26 protein-coding genes and 2 pseudogenes are annotated in these 21,169 nt (G+C 68.6%); 11 read left to right on the forward strand and 17 right to left on the reverse strand.

Annotated elements, in window-relative coordinates:
- Positions 1-200: 200 nt before the first annotated feature.
- The 3 genes from ACKUU6_RS31490 to ACKUU6_RS31500 all read left to right on the forward strand — a co-directional run bounded on the left by ACKUU6_RS31490 (position 201) and on the right by ACKUU6_RS31500 (position 3,512).
- Positions 201-530 carry a hypothetical protein gene (locus ACKUU6_RS31490; RefSeq protein WP_407991962.1) on the forward strand — a complete coding sequence of 110 codons (330 nt, stop codon included), beginning with the start codon at positions 201-203 and terminating at the stop codon, positions 528-530.
- A gap of 171 nt (positions 531-701) precedes the next feature.
- Complete coding sequence (locus ACKUU6_RS31495) at positions 702-2,423, forward strand: IS1634 family transposase (protein ID WP_407986339.1); 1,722 nt, start codon at positions 702-704, stop codon at positions 2,421-2,423.
- 537 nt (positions 2,424-2,960) lie between these two features.
- Positions 2,961-3,512 (forward strand): hypothetical protein, encoded by a 552-nt coding sequence (locus tag ACKUU6_RS31500; RefSeq protein ID WP_407991963.1) that lies wholly within the window; start codon positions 2,961-2,963, stop codon positions 3,510-3,512.
- Positions 3,513-3,585: 73 nt separating this feature from the next.
- On the opposite strand, the gene ACKUU6_RS31505 is transcribed toward ACKUU6_RS31500, so the two are convergent.
- On the reverse strand, positions 3,586-4,392 hold the full coding sequence (locus ACKUU6_RS31505; protein ID WP_407992297.1) for an IS5 family transposase: 807 nt from the start codon (positions 4,390-4,392) through the stop codon (positions 3,586-3,588).
- 389 nt (positions 4,393-4,781) lie between these two features.
- Here ACKUU6_RS31505 and ACKUU6_RS31510 point away from each other — a divergent pair, with 389 nt between their 5' ends.
- Positions 4,782-5,273 carry a hypothetical protein gene (locus ACKUU6_RS31510; protein ID WP_407991964.1) on the forward strand — a complete coding sequence of 164 codons (492 nt, stop codon included), beginning with the start codon at positions 4,782-4,784 and terminating at the stop codon, positions 5,271-5,273.
- Here the strand turns inward: ACKUU6_RS31510 and ACKUU6_RS31515 are convergent.
- The 6 genes and pseudogenes from ACKUU6_RS31515 to ACKUU6_RS31540 form a co-directional block, all read right to left on the reverse strand.
- Entirely contained in the window at positions 5,239-6,021 is a 783-nt protein-coding gene (locus ACKUU6_RS31515) for an IS5 family transposase (protein WP_407991965.1), read from the reverse strand. The two genes, ACKUU6_RS31510 and ACKUU6_RS31515, sit on opposite strands and share 35 nt — an antisense overlap.
- Before the next feature lie 456 nt (positions 6,022-6,477).
- Entirely contained in the window at positions 6,478-7,266 is a 789-nt protein-coding gene (locus ACKUU6_RS31520) for a ricin-type beta-trefoil lectin domain protein (protein ID WP_407991966.1), read from the reverse strand.
- A 1,054-nt stretch (positions 7,267-8,320) separates the two neighbouring features.
- Positions 8,321-8,704: a transposase family protein gene (locus ACKUU6_RS31525; protein WP_407991967.1), complete on the reverse strand. Its 384-nt coding sequence runs from the start codon at positions 8,702-8,704 to the stop codon at positions 8,321-8,323.
- A gap of 179 nt (positions 8,705-8,883) precedes the next feature.
- A pseudogene (locus tag ACKUU6_RS31530) lies at positions 8,884-9,127 on the reverse strand (hypothetical protein); the annotation flags it as partial.
- 366 nt (positions 9,128-9,493) lie between these two features.
- The gene (locus tag ACKUU6_RS31535) at positions 9,494-9,937 is read right to left on the reverse strand and encodes a hypothetical protein (protein WP_407991968.1); all 444 of its coding nucleotides are present in this window, start codon (positions 9,935-9,937) and stop codon (positions 9,494-9,496) included.
- Positions 9,938-9,966: 29 nt separating this feature from the next.
- Positions 9,967-10,230 (reverse strand): hypothetical protein, encoded by a 264-nt coding sequence (locus ACKUU6_RS31540; RefSeq protein ID WP_407991969.1) that lies wholly within the window; start codon positions 10,228-10,230, stop codon positions 9,967-9,969.
- Between the two features lie 138 nt (positions 10,231-10,368).
- On the opposite strand from ACKUU6_RS31540, the pseudogene ACKUU6_RS31545 reads away from it, so the two are divergent.
- Positions 10,369-10,548, forward strand: a pseudogene (locus ACKUU6_RS31545) (IS630 family transposase); the annotation flags it as partial.
- Between the two features lie 22 nt (positions 10,549-10,570).
- Here the strand turns inward: ACKUU6_RS31545 and ACKUU6_RS31550 are convergent.
- Positions 10,571-10,834 carry a hypothetical protein gene (locus tag ACKUU6_RS31550; RefSeq protein WP_407991970.1) on the reverse strand — a complete coding sequence of 88 codons (264 nt, stop codon included), beginning with the start codon at positions 10,832-10,834 and terminating at the stop codon, positions 10,571-10,573.
- Between the two features lie 144 nt (positions 10,835-10,978).
- Between ACKUU6_RS31550 and ACKUU6_RS31555 the strand changes: the two genes are divergently transcribed.
- A complete protein-coding gene (locus ACKUU6_RS31555; protein WP_407991971.1) occupies positions 10,979-11,542 on the forward strand; it encodes a hypothetical protein in 564 nt (187 codons plus the stop codon).
- On the opposite strand, the gene ACKUU6_RS31560 is transcribed toward ACKUU6_RS31555, so the two are convergent.
- The 4 genes from ACKUU6_RS31560 to ACKUU6_RS31575 all read right to left on the reverse strand — a co-directional run bounded on the left by ACKUU6_RS31560 (position 11,508) and on the right by ACKUU6_RS31575 (position 15,414).
- The gene (locus ACKUU6_RS31560; RefSeq protein ID WP_407991972.1) at positions 11,508-12,290 is read right to left on the reverse strand and encodes an IS5 family transposase; all 783 of its coding nucleotides are present in this window, start codon (positions 12,288-12,290) and stop codon (positions 11,508-11,510) included. The genes ACKUU6_RS31555 and ACKUU6_RS31560 overlap by 35 nt on opposite strands.
- Positions 12,291-12,915: 625 nt before the next feature.
- Positions 12,916-13,869, reverse strand: coding sequence for an IS5 family transposase (locus ACKUU6_RS31565; RefSeq protein ID WP_407991973.1), 954 nt, complete (start codon positions 13,867-13,869; stop codon positions 12,916-12,918).
- A 380-nt stretch (positions 13,870-14,249) separates the two neighbouring features.
- The gene (locus tag ACKUU6_RS31570; protein WP_407991974.1) at positions 14,250-14,432 is read right to left on the reverse strand and encodes a hypothetical protein; all 183 of its coding nucleotides are present in this window, start codon (positions 14,430-14,432) and stop codon (positions 14,250-14,252) included.
- A gap of 178 nt (positions 14,433-14,610) precedes the next feature.
- Entirely contained in the window at positions 14,611-15,414 is an 804-nt protein-coding gene (locus ACKUU6_RS31575) for an SDR family NAD(P)-dependent oxidoreductase (protein WP_407991975.1), read from the reverse strand.
- 85 nt (positions 15,415-15,499) lie between these two features.
- On the opposite strand from ACKUU6_RS31575, the gene ACKUU6_RS31580 reads away from it, so the two are divergent.
- Complete coding sequence (locus tag ACKUU6_RS31580) at positions 15,500-16,348, forward strand: helix-turn-helix transcriptional regulator (RefSeq protein ID WP_407991976.1); 849 nt, start codon at positions 15,500-15,502, stop codon at positions 16,346-16,348.
- Positions 16,349-16,633: 285 nt separating this feature from the next.
- On the opposite strand, the gene ACKUU6_RS31585 is transcribed toward ACKUU6_RS31580, so the two are convergent.
- Complete coding sequence (locus ACKUU6_RS31585) at positions 16,634-16,840, reverse strand: hypothetical protein (RefSeq protein WP_407992309.1); 207 nt, start codon at positions 16,838-16,840, stop codon at positions 16,634-16,636.
- Entirely contained in the window at positions 16,747-16,989 is a 243-nt protein-coding gene (locus ACKUU6_RS31590; protein WP_407991977.1) for an AAA family ATPase, read from the reverse strand. The genes ACKUU6_RS31585 and ACKUU6_RS31590 overlap by 94 nt, the downstream gene beginning before the upstream one ends.
- A gap of 262 nt (positions 16,990-17,251) precedes the next feature.
- Here ACKUU6_RS31590 and ACKUU6_RS31595 point away from each other — a divergent pair, with 262 nt between their 5' ends.
- Positions 17,252-17,809 (forward strand): group II intron maturase-specific domain-containing protein, encoded by a 558-nt coding sequence (locus tag ACKUU6_RS31595; RefSeq protein WP_407991978.1) that lies wholly within the window; start codon positions 17,252-17,254, stop codon positions 17,807-17,809.
- A gap of 188 nt (positions 17,810-17,997) precedes the next feature.
- The gene (locus tag ACKUU6_RS31600) at positions 17,998-18,213 is read left to right on the forward strand and encodes a hypothetical protein (protein WP_407991979.1); all 216 of its coding nucleotides are present in this window, start codon (positions 17,998-18,000) and stop codon (positions 18,211-18,213) included.
- Positions 18,214-18,286: 73 nt separating this feature from the next.
- Here the strand turns inward: ACKUU6_RS31600 and ACKUU6_RS31605 are convergent, their stop codons facing one another.
- Positions 18,287-18,865 (reverse strand): TetR/AcrR family transcriptional regulator, encoded by a 579-nt coding sequence (locus ACKUU6_RS31605; RefSeq protein WP_407991980.1) that lies wholly within the window; start codon positions 18,863-18,865, stop codon positions 18,287-18,289.
- Between the two features lie 92 nt (positions 18,866-18,957).
- Here ACKUU6_RS31605 and ACKUU6_RS31610 point away from each other — a divergent pair, with 92 nt between their 5' ends.
- A complete protein-coding gene (locus tag ACKUU6_RS31610; protein ID WP_407991981.1) occupies positions 18,958-19,404 on the forward strand; it encodes an anthrone oxygenase family protein in 447 nt (148 codons plus the stop codon).
- Between the two features lie 351 nt (positions 19,405-19,755).
- Here the strand turns inward: ACKUU6_RS31610 and ACKUU6_RS31615 are convergent, their stop codons facing one another.
- A complete protein-coding gene (locus tag ACKUU6_RS31615) occupies positions 19,756-20,070 on the reverse strand; it encodes a hypothetical protein (RefSeq protein ID WP_407991982.1) in 315 nt (104 codons plus the stop codon).
- Positions 20,067-20,273: a hypothetical protein gene (locus tag ACKUU6_RS31620; RefSeq protein ID WP_407991983.1), complete on the reverse strand. Its 207-nt coding sequence runs from the start codon at positions 20,271-20,273 to the stop codon at positions 20,067-20,069. The genes ACKUU6_RS31615 and ACKUU6_RS31620 overlap by 4 nt, the downstream gene beginning before the upstream one ends.
- Before the next feature lie 322 nt (positions 20,274-20,595).
- On the opposite strand from ACKUU6_RS31620, the gene ACKUU6_RS31625 reads away from it, so the two are divergent.
- Positions 20,596-21,051: a helicase associated domain-containing protein gene (locus ACKUU6_RS31625; protein WP_407991984.1), complete on the forward strand. Its 456-nt coding sequence runs from the start codon at positions 20,596-20,598 to the stop codon at positions 21,049-21,051.
- Positions 21,052-21,169: the final 118 nt, after the last annotated feature.

Below are 21,169 nucleotides of genomic sequence, written 5' to 3' on the forward strand. Positions count from 1 at the left end.
ACGTCAGCTGAAAGAAGCGCGCTTACAGCCCCGGGTCGGCCCTTGCCTGCCCGCCACCGCGCCGGTTCCGCCACCGCCCGGGTGCCGCAGGCGTCCCGCCCCGCACTCGGCCCCGCTGCGGGGTCGCCAGGCCCCGGCCGCCAGGCCGGCACCCCCAACGCGGCCGCAGGCCGCCCGCGCTGGAGGACCAGGAGGAGCTGGTGGACCTGGTGGTGGTGTGCGGCTGCGCCCCGGCCCGCTGCTGCTCCTGGTGGCCGTTCGGGCCCACCGCCCGCCGCCCGCCGCTGCGCCCGCTGCTGGTCCGTTGCCCGGTGCTGCCGCCCCGCCGCCCCTCCCTGACGCTCTTCCCGGGCTGCGCCGTGCCGTCCTGCTCGGCGTCGTACGGCCCCCGGGAACCGGCCCGCAATTCCACCGCCCGCGCCGCTCGTGAATTCCGCTCACGTGCTGCCGGCTGGGATGGTGCTGCTCCTGCCCGCTTTGTTCTCCGGCTGTCCCGGGCTCACGGTGCGGAGCTGATGGTCTGCATGTGAGTGTCAGTCCTGCGTTCCGCGTAATTCGGGGGTTCTGGAGTCCCTGCCGGGTTGAAGGTGCAGGTCAGTGGGCTGGGGGCTGGTGACGCGGCCGGATTCGCCTAGAGACGCGATTTTTCTGATTCGCCTGCGCTGACCTGGAGTTGGTCCATAGGGTCTGGAGTCGTGTACGTGAAGACGACGAAGCGGGAGAACAAGTCCGGCACGGTCCGGTACCTGCACCTGGCCCACAACGAGTGGGATCCGGTGAAGGGCCGGGCGGTCCCGAAGGTCCTGTTCACGTTCGGCCGTGAGGACGACCTCGACCGGGACGCGGTGAAGCGCCTGGTCGCGTCTCTATCGAGGCTGCTGGAGCCGGGCGAGGCACTGGCGTCGACGGCAGCGGGTGACCTGGAGTTCGTCTCATCGGTCCCCTTCGGCGGCACCTACGTCCTCGATCATCTCTGGCGGCAGCTGAGGATCGACAGGATCGTCGGGCAGGTCGGGCAGCACAAACGGGGCCGGCGCCGGGACATGTCAGTGACCGAGCGGGTGCTGTTCTCGCTGGTCGCGAACCGGGCCCTGGCCCCGTCGTCGAAGCTGGCAGCCGCGGACTGGGTCACGCACGACGTGCACATCGAGGGCCTGCCGGCCACCGACGACGACGCCTGCTACCGGGCGATGGACTGGCTCCACGAGGTGACCGACGACCTGGAGAAGCGGGTGTTCGACGAGGTCGCGAACCTCCTCAACCTCGAGGTCGACCTGCTGTTCTTCGACACCACCAGCACCTACTTCGAGCTGGAGGAGGCCGACGAACCCGCCGCCCGGGACGACAGGGGCCGTCTCCTGACGGACGATGGCCCAACCGCCGAAGAGGACGGCGAGCCCGCGGAGCAGGCCGGGTTCCGCACTTTCGGCAAGTCGAAGGACTCCCGCGACGACCTGCCGCAGATCGTGATCGGGATGGCCGTGACGCGGGACGGGATCCCGGTCCGCGTCTGGTCCTGGCCCGGCAACACCGGTGACCAGAAGCTGATCCGGCAGGTCAAGGACGACATGCGGGACTGGACCCTGAGCAAGATCGTGTGGGTCACCGACCGGGGATTCTCCAGCGAACGCAACCGCCGCTACCTCCGCCAGGGCGACCACGCCTACATCGTCGGCGAGAAACTCCGCTCCGGCAGCCCGGAGGTGAAGGCCGCCCTGTCCCGCCAGGGCCGCTACAGCGAGATCGCCGGGAACATGCGGGTCAAGGAGGTGCGGATCTCGGAGACCGAACGGTTCGTGATCTGCCACAACCCCGAAGCCGCCACCCGTGACCAGCACATACGCGAACAGCTCGTCGCCCAGCTCACGACCCTGATCGAAGGCACCGACAAGCTCAGCGACTTCAAGCGCGGCGAGCTCCGCGGCAAGCTCGCCGACAAGCCCGGCCTCAACCGCTACCTCCGCACCACCCCGGCCGGCAAGCTCCGCATCGACACCGCGAAGATCAAGACCGAGGAGAACCTCGACGGCAAATACCTGCTGCGATGCTCCGACCCGCACCTGTCGGCCGAGGACATCGCCCTGGGCTACAAGCAACTCCTCGAAGTCGAGCGGGGCTGGCGGGACATGAAACAGATCATCGACCTGCGGCCCGTCTATCACCGGCTCGAGGAACGCATACGCGCACACGTCGTCCTCTGCTGGCTCGCCCTGCTGCTGATCCGCATCATCGAGACCACCACCGGCGAGACCTGGACGACTGTCCGCCGCGAGCTCGACCGGCTCCACCTCGGCACGTTCACCGGCCCCACCGGCCTGTTCCGGCAGGTCACCACCCTCACCAAGCCCCAGACCGACCTCCTGGCCAAGCTCGGCATCCCCGCACCGAAGCAGATCATCGCCCTCGAACCCGCACCCCGCTGACCAGCACGAACACCAGCGCCTAGAGAAACGCTTCTCAGGCGCCCTCACCCATGTCCGCGCAGGTCAGACCCCAGATTCGTGACTCCAGGCCGCTGAATTACGCGGAACGCAGGTCAGTGATCGAGCGTCATTTTGAAGTCAGTGCAACGTGGATGCTGAGCTGGAGTGACGTTCTGACGTTTCTTGCCGATCACTGGTGACACCCGTGACGAATGCCCCCCAGCGCGGCCGCCTGCGCGCTGAGCTCTGGGGCGCCTGGCACGCCGCCCATCCCCTCTCCCCGGCACACATAGAAGAGACCGCCCTTGCGGAACCGCCCGCCCAGCTTCCGCCGGCAAGGCTGCGAGGATCGCGCAGCGGTGCGGAGCGCCGGTGACGAAGGGAGTCCGGGTGGCTGGCCAGAACATCGTCCGGCGCCATCCCCGGCCCGGCATGCTCGCACCGGTAGGAGCCGGGGGCACGCAACAGATCGATCACGGTCGGACCACGCACGTCCAGTCCGTGAAAACCTGATTGCTCGTCAATCAAGGGGTTCCCATGCGCGACCGCGTCCCGTCACCTTTAACCTCGACCGCCGCGATCACCGTGACCGTCATGACCGCCGCAGTGCTGCTGAGCGGCTGCAGCAATCAGGGCAGTACCGCCGCCACCAGCGCGCCACCCAGCTCGGCCGCCTCGGCAACCACGGCTACCGCGGCGCCCACGTCCACCCCCACTGCCGACGCGGCCCGACAGGTCACCAGTTGGTACGAGCAGGGCGGCCGGGCGAAGATCACAGCGCTCACCGACTCGACGCGCAAGACCGCCAATAGCGGCAACGATCCCGTCATGCACTCCTTGGGCTGCCTCAGCGTGGTCCGGGACGCCACCGCTGCTCAGGCCTACCCGCCCATCCCCGACACCCAGGCCCAGGCGTCGTGGAGCAAGGCCCTGACGCAGCTGCTGCAAGGCGGCTATATCTGCTCCGACGGGCTGCAGAAGAAGGACACGGCCCGCGCGTCCCAGGGGATGGCCACGATCCAGGACGGCCTGACCGACCTCACCACCACCGTCTCAAGGATCAATGCCGTCCTCCAGGAAAGCCGGTGAGCCGTCGCAGCCGGCCCGCGCTCGGACCGGGGTGTGTCCAATTAGAGGACGTGCTGCTCGTTTGAGGGATAGTTCATGGATTGTGCCAGGTTATGGTGCTTTCGCCCGTTGCTCGCTTCGCGAGGTTCGAGATCATCGCGAGGCGGATCATGCTCTCGGAGTGCTCGGGTTTGGTCTCGTAGTCGCGGGCGAGTCGGCGGTGCAGCATGATCCAGCCGAAGCTGCGCTCGACGACCCATCTCCGCGGGACGACCGAGAGGCCTTTGACCTGGGCATTTCGTGGGACGACGTCGACGTCGATGCCCAGCTTCGCCCCGTGCTCGATCGCCTGGGTCTTGTAGCCGGTGTCGACCCACGCCTTCGTGATCGTGGGGTGGGTGGTGGCGAGTTGGGTCAGGAGCTGCTTTCCGGCGTCGTTGTCGGAGACGCCGGCGGCGGTGACCGTGACGAGCAGGAGGAAGCCGAGCGTGTCGACGACGGTGCTGCGCTTGCGGCCGACGATCTTCTTGCCCGCATCAATGCCCTGGGTCGCAGTCGGCACGCTGGGAGCGGTCTTGACGCTCTGGGCGTCGATCACGCAGGCGGTCGGTTCGGGCTGCCGGCCTTCCTTCTCCCGCACCAGGCGGTGCAGCCGGATACCGAGCTTCTCGATCGTGCCGTCGGCGGTCCAGGCGCTGAAGTGCGAGAACACCGTGGTGTGGGGCGGAAGGTCGTGCGGCAGGTAGCGCCAGGCGATCCCGGTCCGGTTCACATAGAGGATCGCGTTCATGACCTCGCGCAGGTCGGCGACCTTGCCGCCGAGGCCCAGCGAGGTCTTCTGCCTTTCGGCTCGCCAGGCGGTCAGGATCGGCTCCACCAGGGCCCAGCGGGCGTCGGACAGATCACTCGATAGGCTCTACGCTGCGGCGGGTTCGTCATAACTCCACTGGTACATAAGGGAGTTGAGTTCGACCATCACTCGTCCGGGTGAACCATTTCCGGACTATTCGTGAGCTCTTCGAACCGGACAGGAGCTTTCGGATCGAAACGGGGCGAACTGTAGCGTCATCCACTTCGAGCCTGGTGCGACATTCGTCGCAAGAGTTTCATTAGTGGATCTATCGGGCAGGCGCCAAATCCGCTCAAACCTGCACGTCAGCGACGCGAACGTCCTCTCAGAAGCCGTTGTCTTTCCGAAGGTGATTGCTGCGTTTCTGCTGGTCAGGGATGATGTCGGTGGTTCGGTGGCAGGGATGTCGTGTCGTGTCGTCTCTGCGGTTGGGGTGCCGGATGCCGTCGATGATGGGGCTGTTGGAGGAGCGGGAGCGTGCTGCTCGGCAGCGAGTGGAGGCTTTGGAGGTTGAACTGCGGGCGGCGGAGGCCGTGTTGGAGCGGTTTGTGACCGCCCGTGAGACGGTCGGCCAGGTCCTGGCGGAGCCGCGCGAGCGTGAGGAAGCACCGGGCGCCCCGTCCGATGGGTGGCCCGTGCCGATCGCGGGCGCTGTGCCCGGCTCGGTGGTGCCGGTGTGGCGCGATGGGCTCGACCCGGCGGTGCTGGCGCCCAACTATCAGCGAATCATGGAGATGCTGGCCGGCCGGTCCCGGTCGGACGGCGGAGCGATGGACTGCCGGCAACTCGCCGCCGGGCTGGGCCTGGAGGCGGTTGCCGCGAAGGTCGAGGGGGTGCGGGCCAAGGCCAAGCGTCTGGCCGCGCGGGGCTGGCTGGCTGAGGCGAGCCCGGGGATGTTCAGTGTGGTCGGCGGGCGAGGCGGCGGCTCATGACCATGCTCATGGACCACCGGATCATCGCCTCGGCGGTGTCGGTGCGGGCCTCGTAGTCGCGGGCCAGGCGCCGTGAGCGCATCAGCCATGCGAACGTGCGCTCCACCAGCCATCTTTTGGGCAGCACGACGAACCCGGAGGTGTCGTCGCTGCGTTTGACCACGGTGAGCGCGATGCGCCACAGGCTCGCGGCGAGGTCGACCTGGTGACCGGTGTAGCCGCCGTCGGCCCACACCAGCGTGATATGCCAGTGCCGCAACCGCAGTCTGGCCAGCAGAGCGCCGCCGGCCTGACGGTCGGTCACGTTCGCAGCGGTGACCATGACCGCCAGCAGCAGCCCGAGAGTGTCGACCACGATGTGCCGCTTGCGTCCGTTGACCTTCTTGCCGCCGTCGAAGCCCCTTGATACGGACGGCACCGAGGCGGCGGCCTTCACCGACTGCGCATCGATGATGCCCGCGGTGGGCTCCAGGTCGCGGCCGGCCGCCGCGCGGACCCCGTCCCGCAGCCGATCGTGGAACTCCGCGATCAGGCCCTTGTCGCGCCAGCGCCTGAAGAAGGCGTAGACGCGGTCCCACGCGGGGAAGTCGGATGGCATCGCCCGCCACGTGATGCCGCCCGCGACCAGGTAGCGCACCGCATCAACCATCTGCCGGTGGCAGTAGCCCTCGGGCTGCCCGCCCCGGCCCTCCAACCATGGCGGGACCGGCATCGCATCGCGGACCACCGCCCACTCCGCGTCCGTCATGTCCGACGGGTAGCTCGGCCGCCTGTCCGGATGATCGCCCGCGTTCCCGAACCGGTGCGCGAGGCAGTCACACGACCGGGTAGCCGAACTGGACCCGGACGGCGCGAACGCGTAGAACTGCGGCAACAGGGCCTCCTGTGTGCTCGTTTGGTCTCGACAACCCCGAGCTACACTGGAGGCCCTGCTTTCATGCGCACCCGGCCAAGAGATCACCCAGCCGAGTCGTCACACTCGAACCAACGTTCACCAAGATCGATAGAGCAACGGCTTCTCAGAAGCCTTGATCATCTGGCGTCGCGTCTCTTGCTTCCACTCCGGCAAACCGCCCATCAGGCCCGAGAGCCGACGAACCGGCCTATCTCGCCAGCTGAGAACGCATCAGCCCTGATGGCCGGTTGAGTAAGGAACTCATTTTCAGGGCCGCCTCGTGAATGCGGGCGAGTGTCGCGATACCGCTCATGCGATGATGGCGAACTTCTGGTTGATCGAGGTCCGGCTGCAGGTGTCGAGCCCGATCCACGTCGGTTCAGCAGACGTACTGCTTTCGAATACACTCAAGCAGAGGCCGGAAATATCATGACGTATTCTCACTGATTTCATGCCGGTACCCCCGGCGTCGCCGGGGTCTATAGAGAATTTCTGATCCGCCGACCCGGAGCACGGGTAGACCTCCAGTCTTGCCTTTGCTTTCGAGACGTACCCGTCCGGATCCAGGCAGAGGCCACTGTCCGCCTCCTTGATCGTCATTCCTGTCGCCCCCTTGGAGAAGATGAGTTCATCGAAAGGGGACGAGGTGTATCCGATCACAACAGAATCGCCAGCGTACGGAGTACCTTTGGGCTGCATGGTGTACTCCGGATATTTATTGGATCGAATGTAATATTCCCCTCCTCTGGGATTCAAGTTGCTTTCAACGAAACCCCAGCTGACGTTGATCGCCGAAGTCTCGCGGGAGGCGAGAGCATCGAATGCGCCGAGCGTCAGGTCGAGATCCTGGGTTCCTGTCGACGCGGGGTTCGAGTCAAGAACCGTCGCGGTTACGGACTTTCCGTTATGGCTGACGACGACCTTCCTCCCACAGAATTCGAGCCGGAACATGCGGTAGTCGAGCGCAACACCCAGATCCCCGTCGCCCATGAGCTCCCCGCACGCCCCTGCAACGCCGTCAGTGTAGAAGTACGTCGCCTTTCCGTTGTAGGCATGCGGTCCCGTTGGCTTGGGCGTCGGCATCGGCGTCGGCGTCATCGTTGGCTTGAGCGTCGGTGGCGCCGTCGGTGGCTTGGTCGGTGTCGGCGGTGCCGGCGTCGTCGGTGCTGACGTCGGAGGTCCTGGCGTCGTCGCGCCCGCTGCTGGGACTGCCATAGTGCGGGCCGGCTCCAAACCGGGCATCGCGCTCGGGGAAGGGCCAGACTCACCCGAAACGCTCGACGCAGGGGTGCGGGCGCCAATGTCCTGTGAGGCGGAGGCGGTAGCAATGGTGACCATACCGACGGCACTAGCGGCCAGCACTCCAGCTATCGCAATTCTGGCGAACTTTGCTCTCATCATTCTCTCTGAACTCGCATTTCTGAACGGCATGGATCCTCAGGATTCGTGGACCTGCGGGATCCGCTTCCAAGCTGGCGGCGCTGACCGAGATATGAACAGGTTTGCACAACGCCGAAGCAGGGCTCCGGCAAAGTCGCGCGATGTCCGATTCGTGCTCGCCAGCTCCTAGGGTGCGGACGCTCGCGGCCTGGGACTCCTCACTACGAGATCAGACGTGAGGGGCAGGACAAAGCGGACGAACTGCTGAGAACGCCGGAGCCCTGAACGCCGAAGCCCCTGGCTGAGAGGGCACGCTACCCATCCCCAGGCATCAGCAGCTCGTGATCAGGCAGCCCCCGTACGCGCTCACTACTCTCCAGTAACCAACGGTGCCGCACCATCGTGGAGTACCACGATCTTGGCCCAATTCGGCAGATCCTCGGGCCGACGACGATCACGACCAGGAGCACGCGGTGGTCACCGTGCTCGCGATCGGCTCCTGGACCGCAAAGTGCGGCGCGAAAGGCCTGCGGCTACTGCTCGCCGCCGTAGTCGACCAGGCCAGCTGGTCACCCATGATCCGGAGCCCAGCACAGCACAGCGTCCCAGCACTCCTGGTGGGGCGGCGGGTCGTCCTACGACCTCGTGCATGGTTAGCGATGAGCCATCCCTTTCACGGTGTCGGCTCACCGGTCACATGGTCCGTCGTCCGACCGGGAGAGCAATCAACTGGGCGTCTAGTTGATTGTTGGTCGGAAAGAGTCCGGCGACGTCAGGGATGGTGTCGGGGAGGGTCGCGTCGTCCGTGGTGGCGGGCGAGGGTTCGCCAGTTCTTGAGGTGGGCGATGCCGTGCTCAACGGGCATCCGACGCGAGGAGTGCTCGAAGCGGGCCAGCTCGTGATGAGCCATCAGCCGCTGGACCTGCTCGAGGCACTTGCCGGGGCGTTTGCGGGGCGGGGTGACGACCTGACCGCAGGTCTGGGCTCCCAGGCCCTGATAGCCGACGTCGACGAGGATCTCCAAGTGGACCGTGTCGGCGAGCAGGTCCACCAGGCCGGCGCCGCGCGCCTGCGTGATGTCGGCGACGGAACCCGCCCACGCCTCACCGCAGAGCAGCACCAGGCCACGGTCGTCGGTGAGCACCAGGGCCTTCATCGTTCATCCGGCTCTTGCCCGACACGAACCGGCTCCGCCCGGCCCGGTGGGCAGCCGGGCGGCGCACCCGAATCTCGGTCGCGTCGATGATCCCGGTCCGCCCGGTCGCACCAAGATGGGCGATTGGCGGAGCAGGCGGTGGAGCTGGCCGCCTGGGCGGCGGACATCGCTGCGAAGTCGGCCGCGTTCAGCCGCCGGTCGGCGAGTTCCGGAAACCAGCTCTTGATCAGCTTGGCCCAGTCGGCCTCGCTCATCGGCGGCCCGCCCGGGGTGATCCCGGCCGCCTCCGCCGGCCGCCAGGTACTTCCTGACGGTCTTGCGGTCCACCCCCAGCGAGGCGCCAAGCCGGCTCTTTGAGCGGCCCGCGTACCAGTGGACGTAGATCTCGATGATGTCGACCACGGTGAACGTTCTCTTTGTCATCCGGCGTGCCCGCCGACCTCTCGGTCCGTAGATCGAGGGACACGCGCCACTCCGCGATGACCACCACCCTCAACCCGAACTCCGCCATGCCCATGGAGAATTAGAAGAAGTCGCGATGAAACACAACCTAGTGCTCAAACCACCCAAACCAGGGAAATCACACCCATCACCGGCAACCATCCCTGGCCTCAGCCGCGCTGTCGGAGCGAGCCACCCCACCCCTTGCGATCACCGTCCCCATGGGGAATTACGGGACGCCGAAACCACCCCAGCTGGGGAATTCGTGATCGCTGACAGCCCCGGCCGATCCGAAGCAGGCGGTCGCCCCGTGCGGTGCTCGGTCGGCCCGGTCGAGTACCGCACGGGTCAGGCTGAGGTTCGGGCGAGGTTGAGGGCGTCGTCGATCGCCTCGCACAGGCAGGGCAGCGCGAGGTCGAAGTCCCCGAGGACGATGATCGGGCTGTCGGCGGCGACCAGGGCGACGCGCTCGGCGGCGGTGAGGTGCTCGCGGGCGGCGGGCAGGGTGACGGTGTGCCGCAGGCGGGCGGTCAGGTCGTAGTGGGCCTCGGCGTCGATCTCGCCTTCTCCGGCCGGGTCGATCCTGGCCATGACGTCGGCGAGGGTGTCGGCCAGGTCGGCCAGCTCCCGTTCGGCGTCGGGCCAGCGGGCGGCGAGGTCGCGGATCCAGTCGGCGGTCCGCTCTCCGGTGGCGGCGGCCTGTTCCAGCGCGGCCTGCTCGGCGCCGGTCAGCGCGTGGGTGTCCCCGTTCTCGCTATCGGTGTCGTCGACCAGGGTGAAGGTGTCGGTCATGACAGGTCAACGGGCTGCGGCGGTCCAGGTCACGCCCAGCTGAGCTGGTGGCCGGTGGCGGCTTGGTCGAGCGCCTCGGCCAGGCGGGCGTGGACGGCTGCCGCGGCCTCCCGGGTGACCGGGTCGGAGTCCTCCAGGGCGGGGGCGATCAACTCGAGCGCGGCGGCCAGCACCGGCACCGGCACGGCGTCGGTGCGCAGGTGCAGCAGCGGGGAGGCGGCCCGGGCGCCGGGCGAGGCGTCGGTGCGGGCGGTGGGGATCAGGGCGCTGATGCCCCGGAGCTGGTTGGTCACCGTCGTCATTCTCCCGGCCCGGTACCGGAGCCGGTCACCCCGGCCGCCCGCGCTGCACTGCGGCGGGCAGCACGCCGGGTGATGCCGGGCGACAGCCTCGAGCAGCGCGCTGCGGGCCTGGCGCCAGCGGATGACCCGGCGAACTCGAACCACCCGAACCACGCGGTCCAGACCCGCGAGCTGCACACCTACCTGCGGTGGCGCAACGCCAACGCCCGCCACCCCGACGTCCTGGCCGCCCAACGCAGGGAACGGGCGCGCGTCCGCGCGGAGAAGAGCATCCGCTGGGGAGGAAGACCGCTGACCGAAGCGGCATGAACGGCCACCTCGTCAGGTTCGCTCACTTGCTGGAGCCGTCGAACACCTCGAAACCCGTCTCCACGGTGCCACGGAACGCCAGCGCCTCGCGGTCGAGACCCAGGGCGCTGAGAAGGATGTCCAGCGCCCCTTCCACGTCATCGGCCGAGCGGCGCACCCAGACGAACGTATCGGGGACAGCCGCTCCTTCAAGCCTGCTCAGGGCAAAATCGACCCGCTCGATGCGGAACATGGCAACGTCGACGGGGCCGAGGTCTTCCCATCCCCGTTCGAGCGTCAGACGCAACCGCGCCGCAAGTGCCTCCAGCGGTGGCTTCAGAAGCCGTTGTCGTACCGAACTTGATCGGTGTGTTTCCGCAGCTCAGGCACGATGCCGGTGTTGGCGAGGCAGGCTGGGGTGGTCGGGTTGTCTCGTCGGTGGAGGTGCCGGATGGCGTCGGTCGTGGGTCTGCTGGAAGAGCGGGAGCTGGCCGCGCGTGAGCGGGTGGAGGGGCTCCGGGAGGAGGCAGACCGGGTCCTGGCCGCGCTCGCGGAGGCGGAGAGGGACTGGCAGGAGTGGCTGATCGCGCGTCAGCGGGTCGGTGAGGTCCTGTCCGCGCCGCAGCCCCGGGAAGCCGGCCCGGCGGCCGGTCCGGAACCGGCCAGGGAGCCCTTGGCGCCGGAGCCGGTGACCGTCCCGGACGCGCCCGCCGAGGTGCCGACGCCGCGAGCGGCTCGCGCGGGTTCGATCGTGCCGGTGTGGCGGCCCGCGCTGTCGACGGACGCGCTGGCCGCGGACTACCAGCAGATCCTGTCCCTGCTGGCCGAACGCCGCGCGGACGGGCAAGACGTGATGACGTGCCAGGAGATCGCCGCCGCCTTGGGGCTGGCGGCGGTCCCGGCCAGTGTGGAGGGCGTGCGGTCGAAGATGAAGCGGCTGGCGGACCGAGGCTGGACCGTCGAGCCGTCCCCGGGCAGGTTCACGCTCGCCGCCGGGCCAGCCTGCGGGTCATGAGCATCGTCATCGACCACAGCACCATCTGCTCGTGGACGGCGGGCAGCGTCTCGTAGTCGCGCACCAGCCGGCGCGAGCGCATCAGCCAGCTCAGCGTGCGCTCCACCACCCAGCGCCTGGGCAGCACCACGAAGCCGGACGCGTCGTCGCTCCGCTTGACGATCTTCAGGGTGAGCCGCAGTGCCTGCTTCGCCCAGGTGACCAAGCGGCCTGCGTAACCGCCGTCGGCCCACACCAGGACGATCTTCCGGTAGCGGGCCCGGAGCTGCTGCAGCAGCGGCATCGCGGCGTCCCGGTCCGTGACGTTCGCGGCGGTGACCAACACAGCCAGCAGCAGGCCGAGGCAGTCGACCACGACGTGGCGCTTGCGACCGGGGACCTTCTTCGCGCCGTCGTATCCGCGTGAGGACGCCGGCACCGAGGCCGCCGCGCGCAGGGACTGCGCGTCGACCACCGCGGCGGTCGGCTCCGGGTCGCGGCCGGCGTCCTCGCGGACCAGACCGCGCAACCGGTCGTGGAACTCGGCCAGCAGGCCCCGCGCTCGCCAACGCCGCGCAAAGGCGTAGACCCGGTCCCACGCGGGGAAGTCCGCCGGCATCGCCCGCCACTTGATGCCGTTGTCGACCAGGTAGCGCACCGCGTCCAGCAGCTGCCGATGGCAGTAACCCTCCGGCTGCCCGCCCCGCCCCTCCAACCACGCCGGGACCGGCATCGCGTCCCGCACGACGGCCCATTCGGCGTCCGTCATGTCCGAGTCGTAGCGGCGCACACGGTCCGCACGGTCGCCCGCGTTCCCGAACCGGTGAGCGAGGCAATCACACGACCGGGTAGCGGAGTTGGACGACATGGGCATGGGAACGCAAGACTGCAACACAGGGCCTCCTGGCCTGCTCGTTTGGACTTCGACAATCCCGAGCTGGACAGGAGGCCCTGCCTTCATGCATGCACCGGTTGGAGATCACCCGACCGAGTCACCCCAACCGAACCGATGTCCACCATGATCGGTACGACAACGGCTTCTGAGCGGCTGCGCGAGGCTCAGGAGCAGGTGACGGTGCATCAGGAGCGCGTGGATTGCGCGCGGATCGGCAGACAGGAGGTCCTGCGCGCACTGGCCGAGGAGGCCGAGGCGGCCATGGGGCCGTCCGGGCGGGACATCCTCGGGCAGGCCCCGGCACCGTCCGCGCCTGCGCCGGCGGAGGGCGGGCCGGTGGAGCCGACGGTGCCCGCAGCACCTTCGGCCGGGCGGGAGGGTTTCGATCCGCGGCCGCCGCAGTGGCAGCGGGGCCTGGGCCCGGGCGCGCTCGAAGGCGTCTATCGGCAGGCGTTCGACGCGGTCGCCGCAGCGGGTGCCCCGGTCGCGGCCCGGACGCTCACGACCGTGCTCGGACGGGACGCGGACCGGTTGAACGAGGTGGAGAAGACGCGTCACCGCGCCTATGCGCTGGAGGCGAGGGGCTGGCTGACGAGGGTGCCGGGCGGGCTGTTCGTCCCCGCTCCGGGCCCGGCGCGGGAAGCCGGTGCGGGCGGAACTCGGGCCAGTGGAGCCGCTCGCGGGCGGTCTTTCGGGTGAGGGTGATCGAGGAGGCCCACCACACCATCTGCACGTGGTGGTCGCTGCGGCGCTCGTGGTCGCGGTTCAGGCGCCGCGAGCGCGACAGCCAGCCCAGGGTGCGCTCCACCACCCAGCGGCGCGCGAGGACCTTGAACTCCTTGCCGCCGTCGGTGCGTTTGACCACCTCGGCCCTCACTCCGTGCGCGGCGAAGGCGTCGGCCAGCTCCCGGCCCTGGTAGGCGGAGTCCAGCCACACGAGTTCGAGCAGGCGGCCGGGTTCGTCCATGAACGCGGCAAGCAGGCTGGGGGCGGCCTTGGAGTCGTGGATGTTCGCGGGCGTGACGGCGACCTCCAGCAGCAGCCCTTCGGTATCGGTCAGGATGTGGCGCTTGCGCCCGTCGCGCGACTTGCCGCCGTCGTAGCCGCGTGAGGCGGCCGGGCAGGTCTCCGAGCCGTCGACCGACTGGGAGTCGATGACGCCCGCGCTCGGTTCCGTCGCGCGTCCTTGCCTCTCGCGCAGTCGGCGGCGCAGGCGCTGGCAGAGCTCGCGGATGTAGCCGTGGCAGCGCCAGCGGCGGAAGAAGTCGTAGACCGCGCGCCAACACGGGTAGTCCGCGGGCAGGTTGCGCCACTTTTCACCGTTGTCGACCAGGTACCGCACCGCGTCGACCATGGCGCGGTGGCAGTGCGCCTCGGGCCGGCCGCCCCTGCCCTCCAGCCAGGCGGGCACCGGCATGGCCGCACGGAGCACCGCCCACTCCGCATCGCTCATGTCGCTGTCGTAGCGCGGCTCGCGACACCCGGCGGGGATCGCCCCGAACACGTGCGCGTAGCAGTCACACCCCGGAGTGACGGAAGTGGACCCGCCGACACCGCGGGTGGTGAACTGGACCGGCAACGGGCCTCCCGGCAGAGATTGGTCTCGACAACCTGCTCTCTACCGAGTGGCCCGCTGCTTCATGCCCGAACACCCACGGGCACCTGTGTGCGAACGCTCACCCGTTCCGGTCGCAGCCCTCGAACGCCGCTCGGTTCACCACAACGCTCTGATAGTGCTGGCGCTTGCACTGGCCGGCGGAATCACCACGCTGGGCAAGGGATTGTGGGGACTGTGATCCCGGAACAGCGTGGGACGAGGACGGGGCAGCCACGTCAGCTGCACGATCCGATCGTGTTTCCTCGGGCTGCGGGGATCCGGGTCACACGGTTCGCCATGGCAGCAGCCCCGCGCAGGTGGAAGATCTCCTCGTGCTGGGCGGCGAGCCGGGCAAGGGCCTGGGTGCGGAAGTCGGTGAGCTCGTCCACGGCGATGTCCGATCGGGCGAGCCCGGCCATGAGCTTGGTGATCTCCGCTTTGAGCCGCTCGATCTGGGCATCCCTCGGGTCGGGGATGTCTCCGGTGGCGTGGAGGGACTGCAGGCGGTCTTCGACTCTTGGCGGAGGTGGGCATAGGGGCGGGTTCCGTAGAAGGCGGTGCGGGGCGGCGTACTCGGGGAGGGCCCGCAAGTGCGTCTCACACCGTGATGCCTCCGTCGACGGGCAGGACTGCTCCGGTGATGTACGAGGCGCGGTCGCTCAACAGCCAGGCGGCCGCTTCGGCGACTTCGTCGGGGTCGGCGGCGCGTCGCAGGGGGGTGCGGGCGTTGAGCTGATCGACGATGGTGGGCTGCCCGCTGGCCCACTGCCGCATCATGGCGGTCATGGTCGTGCCGGGAGCGATGGCGTTGATGCGGATGCCTTCCGGCCCGTACTCGGCGGCTGCGGTCTGGGTAAGGCTGTTGACCGCCCGTTTGGCGGCGGAGTAGGGCCCCAGTCCCGGGTTGCCCACCAGGCTGCCGACACTGCTGTTGTTGACGATCGCGCCAGTTCCGGACGTCTGGAGGATCGCCCGGACCTCAGCCGCCATCGCCAGCCAGACGCCTTTGTAGTTGATCGAGGTGACGACGTCAAAGTCGCCTTCGGGCACCTCGGCGAGGGACGCGTGGGGGATGGTGATGCCGGCGTTGTTGAAGGCGACGTCCAGCCGTCCATGGCGCTCCACCACTGCGTCGACCGCGTTCTGGACACTCGCGGCGGCGGCCAGGTCGGTCACCACGTAGCTGGCGGTGCCGCCAGCCCCGCAGATTTCCTCGGCCACGCTGCTCAGTTCGGATTCGCTTCGCGAGGTAAGTAGGACTATGGCGCCTTCCCGGGCGAACAGCCGTGCCGCGGCGGCACCGATGCCTCGGCCGGCGCCGGTGATCAGTGCGACCTTGTCCACCAGGAGCCCGCCAGGAGCGCGGTCCGGACCGTTGTTCGGTGTCGTTGCATTGCTCATGCCCGCAGTCTGCGGCCGTTTTGCCGCGCCAGCCAGGCACGGCCGGTACCTGGATGGCCCGCGTGGACGACGGGACACTGGGCGTGTGGACAAACCTGAATTGGCGGACTTCCTGCGCAGCAGGCGCGAACGGCTGCAGCCCTCGCATGTGGGACTGCCGACCGGACCACGACGGCGCACGCCCGGTCTGCGCAGGGAGGAGGTCGCCCAGCTCGCCCACATCTCAACGGAGTACTACACCCGCCTGGAACAGGCCCGCGGCCCCCATCCCTCAAGGCGCGTGCTGGCGGGCATCGTGCGTGCGTTGCGCCTTTCCGACGCGGAACGCGACCACCTCTACCACCTAGCGGGTGAGCCCCCCGGCCCGCCGCCCGGGCCGTCCCGCGAGGTGCGGCAGAGCATCCTGGACCTCATCGACCGCATGCCACAGGCCGCTGCCATTGTGCTCGACGCTACGTACGAAGTGATCGCCTGGAACGCACTGGCCGCCGCGCTCCTAGAGGACTTCTCCGCACTGGCACCACACGAGCGCAACCTCATCCGGCGCCACTTCCTGCACCCCGACCCGGCACAACGGCATTACGGCCTGTCCGGCGAGGAAGTGTTCGGCCTGTTCGCCGCTGGCCACCTGCGCGCCACAGCGGCTCGCTACCCCAACGACCCAGGGATCCGCGCCCTCGTTGACGAACTGGCCAATGGCAGTGACGAGTTCGCCCGCCTGTGGACCTCACACCAGGTACGGACCGCCCGCCACCTCCACAAGACGATCCACCACCCGGTGGTCGGACCGATCACGCTGAACTGCGATGTCCTCGTCGTCCCCGAGCAGGACCAGCACGTGGTCATCTTCACCGCCGAACCCGGTTCCCCCTCCGACCAGGCCCTGCAACTCCTCTCCGTCCTCGGCACCCAGAACATGGATATCGACACGTAGGCCACCCCAGCCACTGCGTCCGATATTCGATGTGCACCCGGCAACATCGGAACGCCACAGAATGAAGCCCCACGTCAACCCCCGAAGGACTCCCACGCTCCAGCACTAACGACCTGGGGAAATATTCCTGGACGATGACGCGCTCGCCCTCACCGATGGGTTCCTCGAAGTTGGCGAAGTAGCGTTCCAGGAGTTCATCGGAGACGGTGACGCTGTTCGCGTCGTTCGGCTGGTTGCGGTCGGTCAGTCGGCGTCGCAGGGTTTCAGGATCGGTCTTGAGGCGGATCAGCTCCATCGGCATCCGCGGCTCTCGATCACGGCCTTGTATCGGTCTCGGGCCGCCCGGCTCCAGAAGCTGTAGTCGATGACGACAGGCAGCTTCGCGTCCATCAAGCGGATCAGCTCACCCCACAACTCCTGCTCGATGGCGGACTTGAGTTGCTCGTACTCCGCCGGGTCGAGGTCGGCCGCGTCGCGGCCGACCTCGACCACACCACCTCGTCAATCGACAGTCGGGTGTAGCCGCGGCCTTCAAGGGCCCGCGCATAGGTGCTCTTGCCTGAGCCGGGCAAGCCGCACATCATCACGACGAGGCCGCGCTCCGTCCCGTCCAGGTTCGGCGGAAGATCCACTTCTTCCATGCGAGTGAAGCTAACGGACAGACGGGCGGTCGTGCTGCGGCAGCCTCTGGCCCACCCGGCGGCCGCACCGAAACCGACCCGGCCGGGCCCGGGACGGCCTCCCGGCTCGAAGAACAAGCACCGGGCAAGCGCCACAACGTCGGCAAGACGGTCAAGGAACACCAAGCCCACCGAGGTTAGACGTCAAGCCTACGTCCAGCAGCTCGGGCATTCGAGCAGGTGAGAGGAGGTTCGGATGTAAGGCCGGCGGCTGGGGACGTTGGTGCGCTACTGCGACGACTTCGTGGTCCTGTCGCCGACCAGACAACGCGCCGAGCAGGCACGCGAGCTGGCGGCGGAGCTGCTGGGCGAGCTCGGGATGCGGTTGCATCCGGAAAAGTCCGGCATCGTCTGCCTCACCAGAGGCGGACAGGGTTTCGATTTCCTCGGATTCCACCACCGGAAGGTGGAGTCGTGGAAGTGGCGGGACAGGTTCTACCTGCAACGCTGGCCCTCGGCACGGGCGTTGGGGGTGCTGCGGGACAAGGTCCGCGCGGCGACCTCCCGGTCCCGGACCGAACGGCCGGTGGCCGCCGTGGTGGCCGACCTCAACCCCGTCCTACGGGGTTGGGCCGCGTATTTCCGCAACGGGAACTCCGGGCAAAAGTTCAACGCGGTCGACGGCTACGTCCACGAGCGGCTGGCGATCTTCGCCAGTCGAAAACATGGCCGCGCGGGCCGCAACTGGACGACTCGCTACACCTATGGGTGGATCACTCGGCTCGGGGTCTACCGCCTGACCGGAAACGTACGCAGGGCGGCGGTGCATGCCAGCCGGTGAACGATGTCGGAAAGCCGTGTGCGGGAGAACTGCATGCACGGTTTGAAGCGGCGGGGACTGGGAACGGAGCATCAGCCACCGCGCCAGTCCCCGACCCTACTGAGCCACCCCGGCTGCGCTGGGTCCAGGACCAGCTCACCACCCGGCCCGGCCGCGACTCCGTCTTCCACCGTCTGCACCTGGTCCACGTGCTGCGTGTCCCGCTGACCGTCCGTCAGCAGCTCGCGTTCGTCGAGATCGACGCCGAGGACCGCACCGAGGTGGTGTGGACCGATGTGGTTCGCGCGGCCGGCCTGCACCTGTACCCGGACGTCGGCCAGGCGCTCGCCACGTTGCACGGGCCGGACGCGGACGCCCCGGTGTTGCTGCCGCCGATGACGGACCTCACCTACCGCTGGCGGTGACGGGCGACGAGGTCTGGCCCCGCCGGCCAGCCAGGTTCACGGGCCCCCGGCTGCCCGCCCCCTGAACGGAGGGTCAGATCAGGGGGAGGCGGTCCACCAGCAGTTCCACCCTGCGCTCGGCTTCGGCCGGGGGCAGCCGTCCGGCGCGGGTGAGGGTGGCGATGCCGTGGAGGGCGGCCCAGAACACCTCGGTGAACAGCCCTGGGTGGGTGTTGTCGCCGGCGACGTCGGTGAGGGTTTCCAGGAGGGCGGCGAAGGCGTCCTTCAGCGGTTCCGGGGTGTCCTCGGCGGCGAAGGCGAGGCCGCCGTCGAGCTGGAACATGGCGTCGTAGACGGCGGGGTTGCGTTCGGCGAAGTCGAGGTAGCCGCGGGCGAGGGCGGTGACCTTGGTGCGCGGGCCGGGGGCGGCGGCGGTCGCGGTGCGCAGTGCCGCGGCCATCTCGGTGGCGCCTTGGAGGGCGACGGCGCCGATGATCTCGCGTTTGCCGCGGAAGTGGCTGTAGAGGACGGGCTGGCTGTACTCGATGCGTTCGGCGAGGCGGCGGGTGGTGACCGCGTCCCAGCCCTGCTGTTCGGCGAGTTCGCGGGCGGTGGCGACGATGAGGCGTTCGCGGGCCGCCCGTTCGCGTTCCTTGCGTTCCTGTACTGACATGACCAAAATTCTAGCACTGCTAGACAAGCGAGCGGCAGTAGGTCTAGCGTTGCGTCATCACCTAGCGGCGCTAGATCCCTGGAGGGGTCACCATGCTCGACACACTCAAGGTCCTCACCCTCGTCGTCGTCGGCGTGATGGTGGGGGTCGAGTTCTCCGTCGCCTTCATCGTCAACCGCATCCTCGGCGCACTGCCCGACGACAGCTACCAGCTCGGCCGCGCCCACGGCGGCCGCATGCTCGGCGCCCTCATGCCCTTCTGGTACTTCACATCCCTCGCCCTCAGCGCGGTGTGGGCAATAGCCGGTTGGCACCAGGCGGGCGCCGGCCTCGTCGTCACCGCCGCCGCGCTGCTGGTGCTCAGCATCCTGATGTCCGTCCTGCTGCTCGTCCCGATCAACAACCGCAGCAAGACCTGGACCCCGGAGAACCGCCCCGCCGACTGGCGCGAGCAGAGCGACCGCTGGGACCGCTTCCACTACGGCCGCGTCGCCGTCATCGTCGCCGCGTTCACCCTGCTCGCCACCGCCCTCGCCTGAACCCGCGACCAAGAGCCCGTCAGGCGGGCAGCCACATGACCTGGCCCCTGGCCCTACGCCACGGCGTCTGGGCCGGGCAGCGTCCTCCGGCGTTTGGGACGCGAATCGAGAGCGGCCAGTCGCTTCTCTTCGTCGATGGCAGCGGCCCGGTTGACGGCCTTCATAGCCTCAACGAGGGAACGCACCGTGCCTTCGCCGGCAGCGGCGCGGCGTAGAACGTCGAACACGTCGCCAGCGGCCTGGTCCCGCAGAAAGACACAAACCAATGCCTCCTGACGGTGAGGCAGCGGGTCTGGCCAGTACCCGAGGTGATGCCTGGACAGCTTCTGGGCGATCGTCGCGATGAGGGCGTCACTGGCACCTGACCTTGTCCGTAGGGTCGAGGCCGAGGACGGTGCCTTCGTCGTCGCGGTCGAGATTTTGAAGGCCATGGCCACCGGTGTTGCTGTCGATGACGTACTCGACGAGGCCGCGGCTGTGGGGGATGGGGAGCCTGCGCCAGTCGCTGGCACTGTCGCGGGCGGTGCTGGCGGGTAGCCAGGGGTCTTCGGCGATGGCGACGGTCAGGGCGACGACGGCACTGAACAGATCAACGGGCAGGGGCCGGGTCGGAGAGAGCATCCTGGACGGCTTCGGAGGGTTCAACTGGCCAGAGGTCTTCTTCACTCACCGGGCAGCTCGCCGCCGCGCTCGCCGCGCAGGCGGATGACGTTGGCCATGGTGCCCGTGGCCAGGGTGCCGGCGCGGGCAGCGGCAATGATGCGGTCCTGGTCCGGGTCGGCGTCCATCTCGGCTTCGCACCACCAGCGGGTAAGGACCTGCTCGGCCTGGTCGATCGGAGCGTGGCCGAGCTCGGCGTAGAACGCCATGCGGCGGGCCCCGGTGAGTGCTTCAGCGATGCCGTCAGCCGTCAGCCGTCAGCCGTCAGCCGTCAGCCGTACGCGGTACACGCGGGCGTGGGCTCTGCTGGGGGGTGGTATACGGGCTGGACGCTCACTTCGGCCCTCCTCTGGTCCTCTACCGCCCACCGTAGTACCTACGCACCCGTGTGAGGGCACCGGCAGCAGGGTTCGCGGCCGATCTGGGGGAGTAATAGTCAAGAGTTGTGGGTGAGGCCTTCCGACTCGACGGCGGTGATCTCGGCTGCTGCGAGCCGACCTCAAGGGCGCCGGCCTGCTCGCCTTGGTCCGCGTGAACGAGCTGGACCAGCTCGGCATGATCTGGGACAAGCACGCCCGCTCCTGGGACCAGGGCTTCGCTCACGCCCGGGCGTGGGCCGAGACGCACGGGCACCTGGCGGTCCCGGCGGCTGAGAAGCTGGACGGCCATGGCGTCGGCGCCTGGGTCGGGCGTCAGCGCAAGAACGCGAAGCTGACGGCCGCTCAGGACGCGAAGCTGACCGCGCTGGACGCGATGTGGCGGATCGAGCCCGACTGGAACCGCTCCTACCGCAGGATGCTCGCCTACCTCGCCGCCGGCGGAACCCTGGACGGCCCGGCCAACCGCACCGGCGGCGACGCGGACCCGACGTTCCGGCCGGGAGCGTGGCTGCGCAAGCAGGCGGGGGCCCGCGCCGGCGGCAAACTGACGGCCCACCAGCTCGTTCTCCTCGACGCGCTGGCCGCCGCCGAGCCGGCCAGCACCTGAACCGACTCGACCGCGCCGTTCCGGACCGCCCGGCCAGCACGCCCGCCTTCCGAGACGTGACGGTGACGGCTCGGCAGAGAACCTGCGGGCCGCCGACTATTACCGCAAGGATGGGAGC

Origin of the sequence: Kitasatospora sp. CMC57, assembly GCF_045866025.2 — a bacterium.
Lineage (GTDB): Bacteria > Actinomycetota > Actinomycetes > Streptomycetales > Streptomycetaceae > Kitasatospora.

Bases quoted from the DNA above. Each gene is read 5' to 3' on its own strand.
- ACKUU6_RS31500 (WP_407991963.1), top strand. From the start codon at position 2,961: ATGCGCGACCGCGTCCCGTCACCTTTAACCTCGACCGCCGCGATCACC.
- ACKUU6_RS31510 (WP_407991964.1), top strand. From the start codon at position 4,782: ATGCCGTCGATGATGGGGCTGTTGGAGGAGCGGGAGCGTGCTGCTCGG.
- ACKUU6_RS31515 (WP_407991965.1), bottom strand. From the start codon at position 6,021: ATGACGGACGCGGAGTGGGCGGTGGTCCGCGATGCGATGCCGGTCCCG.
- ACKUU6_RS31520 (WP_407991966.1), bottom strand. From the start codon at position 7,266: ATGACGCCGACGCCGATGCCGACGCCCAAGCCAACGGGACCGCATGCC.
- ACKUU6_RS31525 (WP_407991967.1), bottom strand. From the start codon at position 8,704: ATGAAGGCCCTGGTGCTCACCGACGACCGTGGCCTGGTGCTGCTCTGC.
- ACKUU6_RS31535 (WP_407991968.1), bottom strand. From the start codon at position 9,937: ATGACCGACACCTTCACCCTGGTCGACGACACCGATAGCGAGAACGGG.
- ACKUU6_RS31555 (WP_407991971.1), top strand. From the start codon at position 10,979: ATGGCGTCGGTCGTGGGTCTGCTGGAAGAGCGGGAGCTGGCCGCGCGT.
- ACKUU6_RS31560 (WP_407991972.1), bottom strand. From the start codon at position 12,290: ATGACGGACGCCGAATGGGCCGTCGTGCGGGACGCGATGCCGGTCCCG.
- ACKUU6_RS31565 (WP_407991973.1), bottom strand. From the start codon at position 13,869: ATGAGCGATGCGGAGTGGGCGGTGCTCCGTGCGGCCATGCCGGTGCCC.
- ACKUU6_RS31570 (WP_407991974.1), bottom strand. From the start codon at position 14,432: ATGGCCGGGCTCGCCCGATCGGACATCGCCGTGGACGAGCTCACCGAC.
- ACKUU6_RS31575 (WP_407991975.1), bottom strand. From the start codon at position 15,414: ATGAGCAATGCAACGACACCGAACAACGGTCCGGACCGCGCTCCTGGC.
- ACKUU6_RS31590 (WP_407991977.1), bottom strand. From the start codon at position 16,989: ATGGAAGAAGTGGATCTTCCGCCGAACCTGGACGGGACGGAGCGCGGC.
- ACKUU6_RS31605 (WP_407991980.1), bottom strand. From the start codon at position 18,865: ATGTCAGTACAGGAACGCAAGGAACGCGAACGGGCGGCCCGCGAACGC.
- ACKUU6_RS31610 (WP_407991981.1), top strand. From the start codon at position 18,958: ATGCTCGACACACTCAAGGTCCTCACCCTCGTCGTCGTCGGCGTGATG.
- ACKUU6_RS31620 (WP_407991983.1), bottom strand. From the start codon at position 20,273: ATGGCGTTCTACGCCGAGCTCGGCCACGCTCCGATCGACCAGGCCGAG.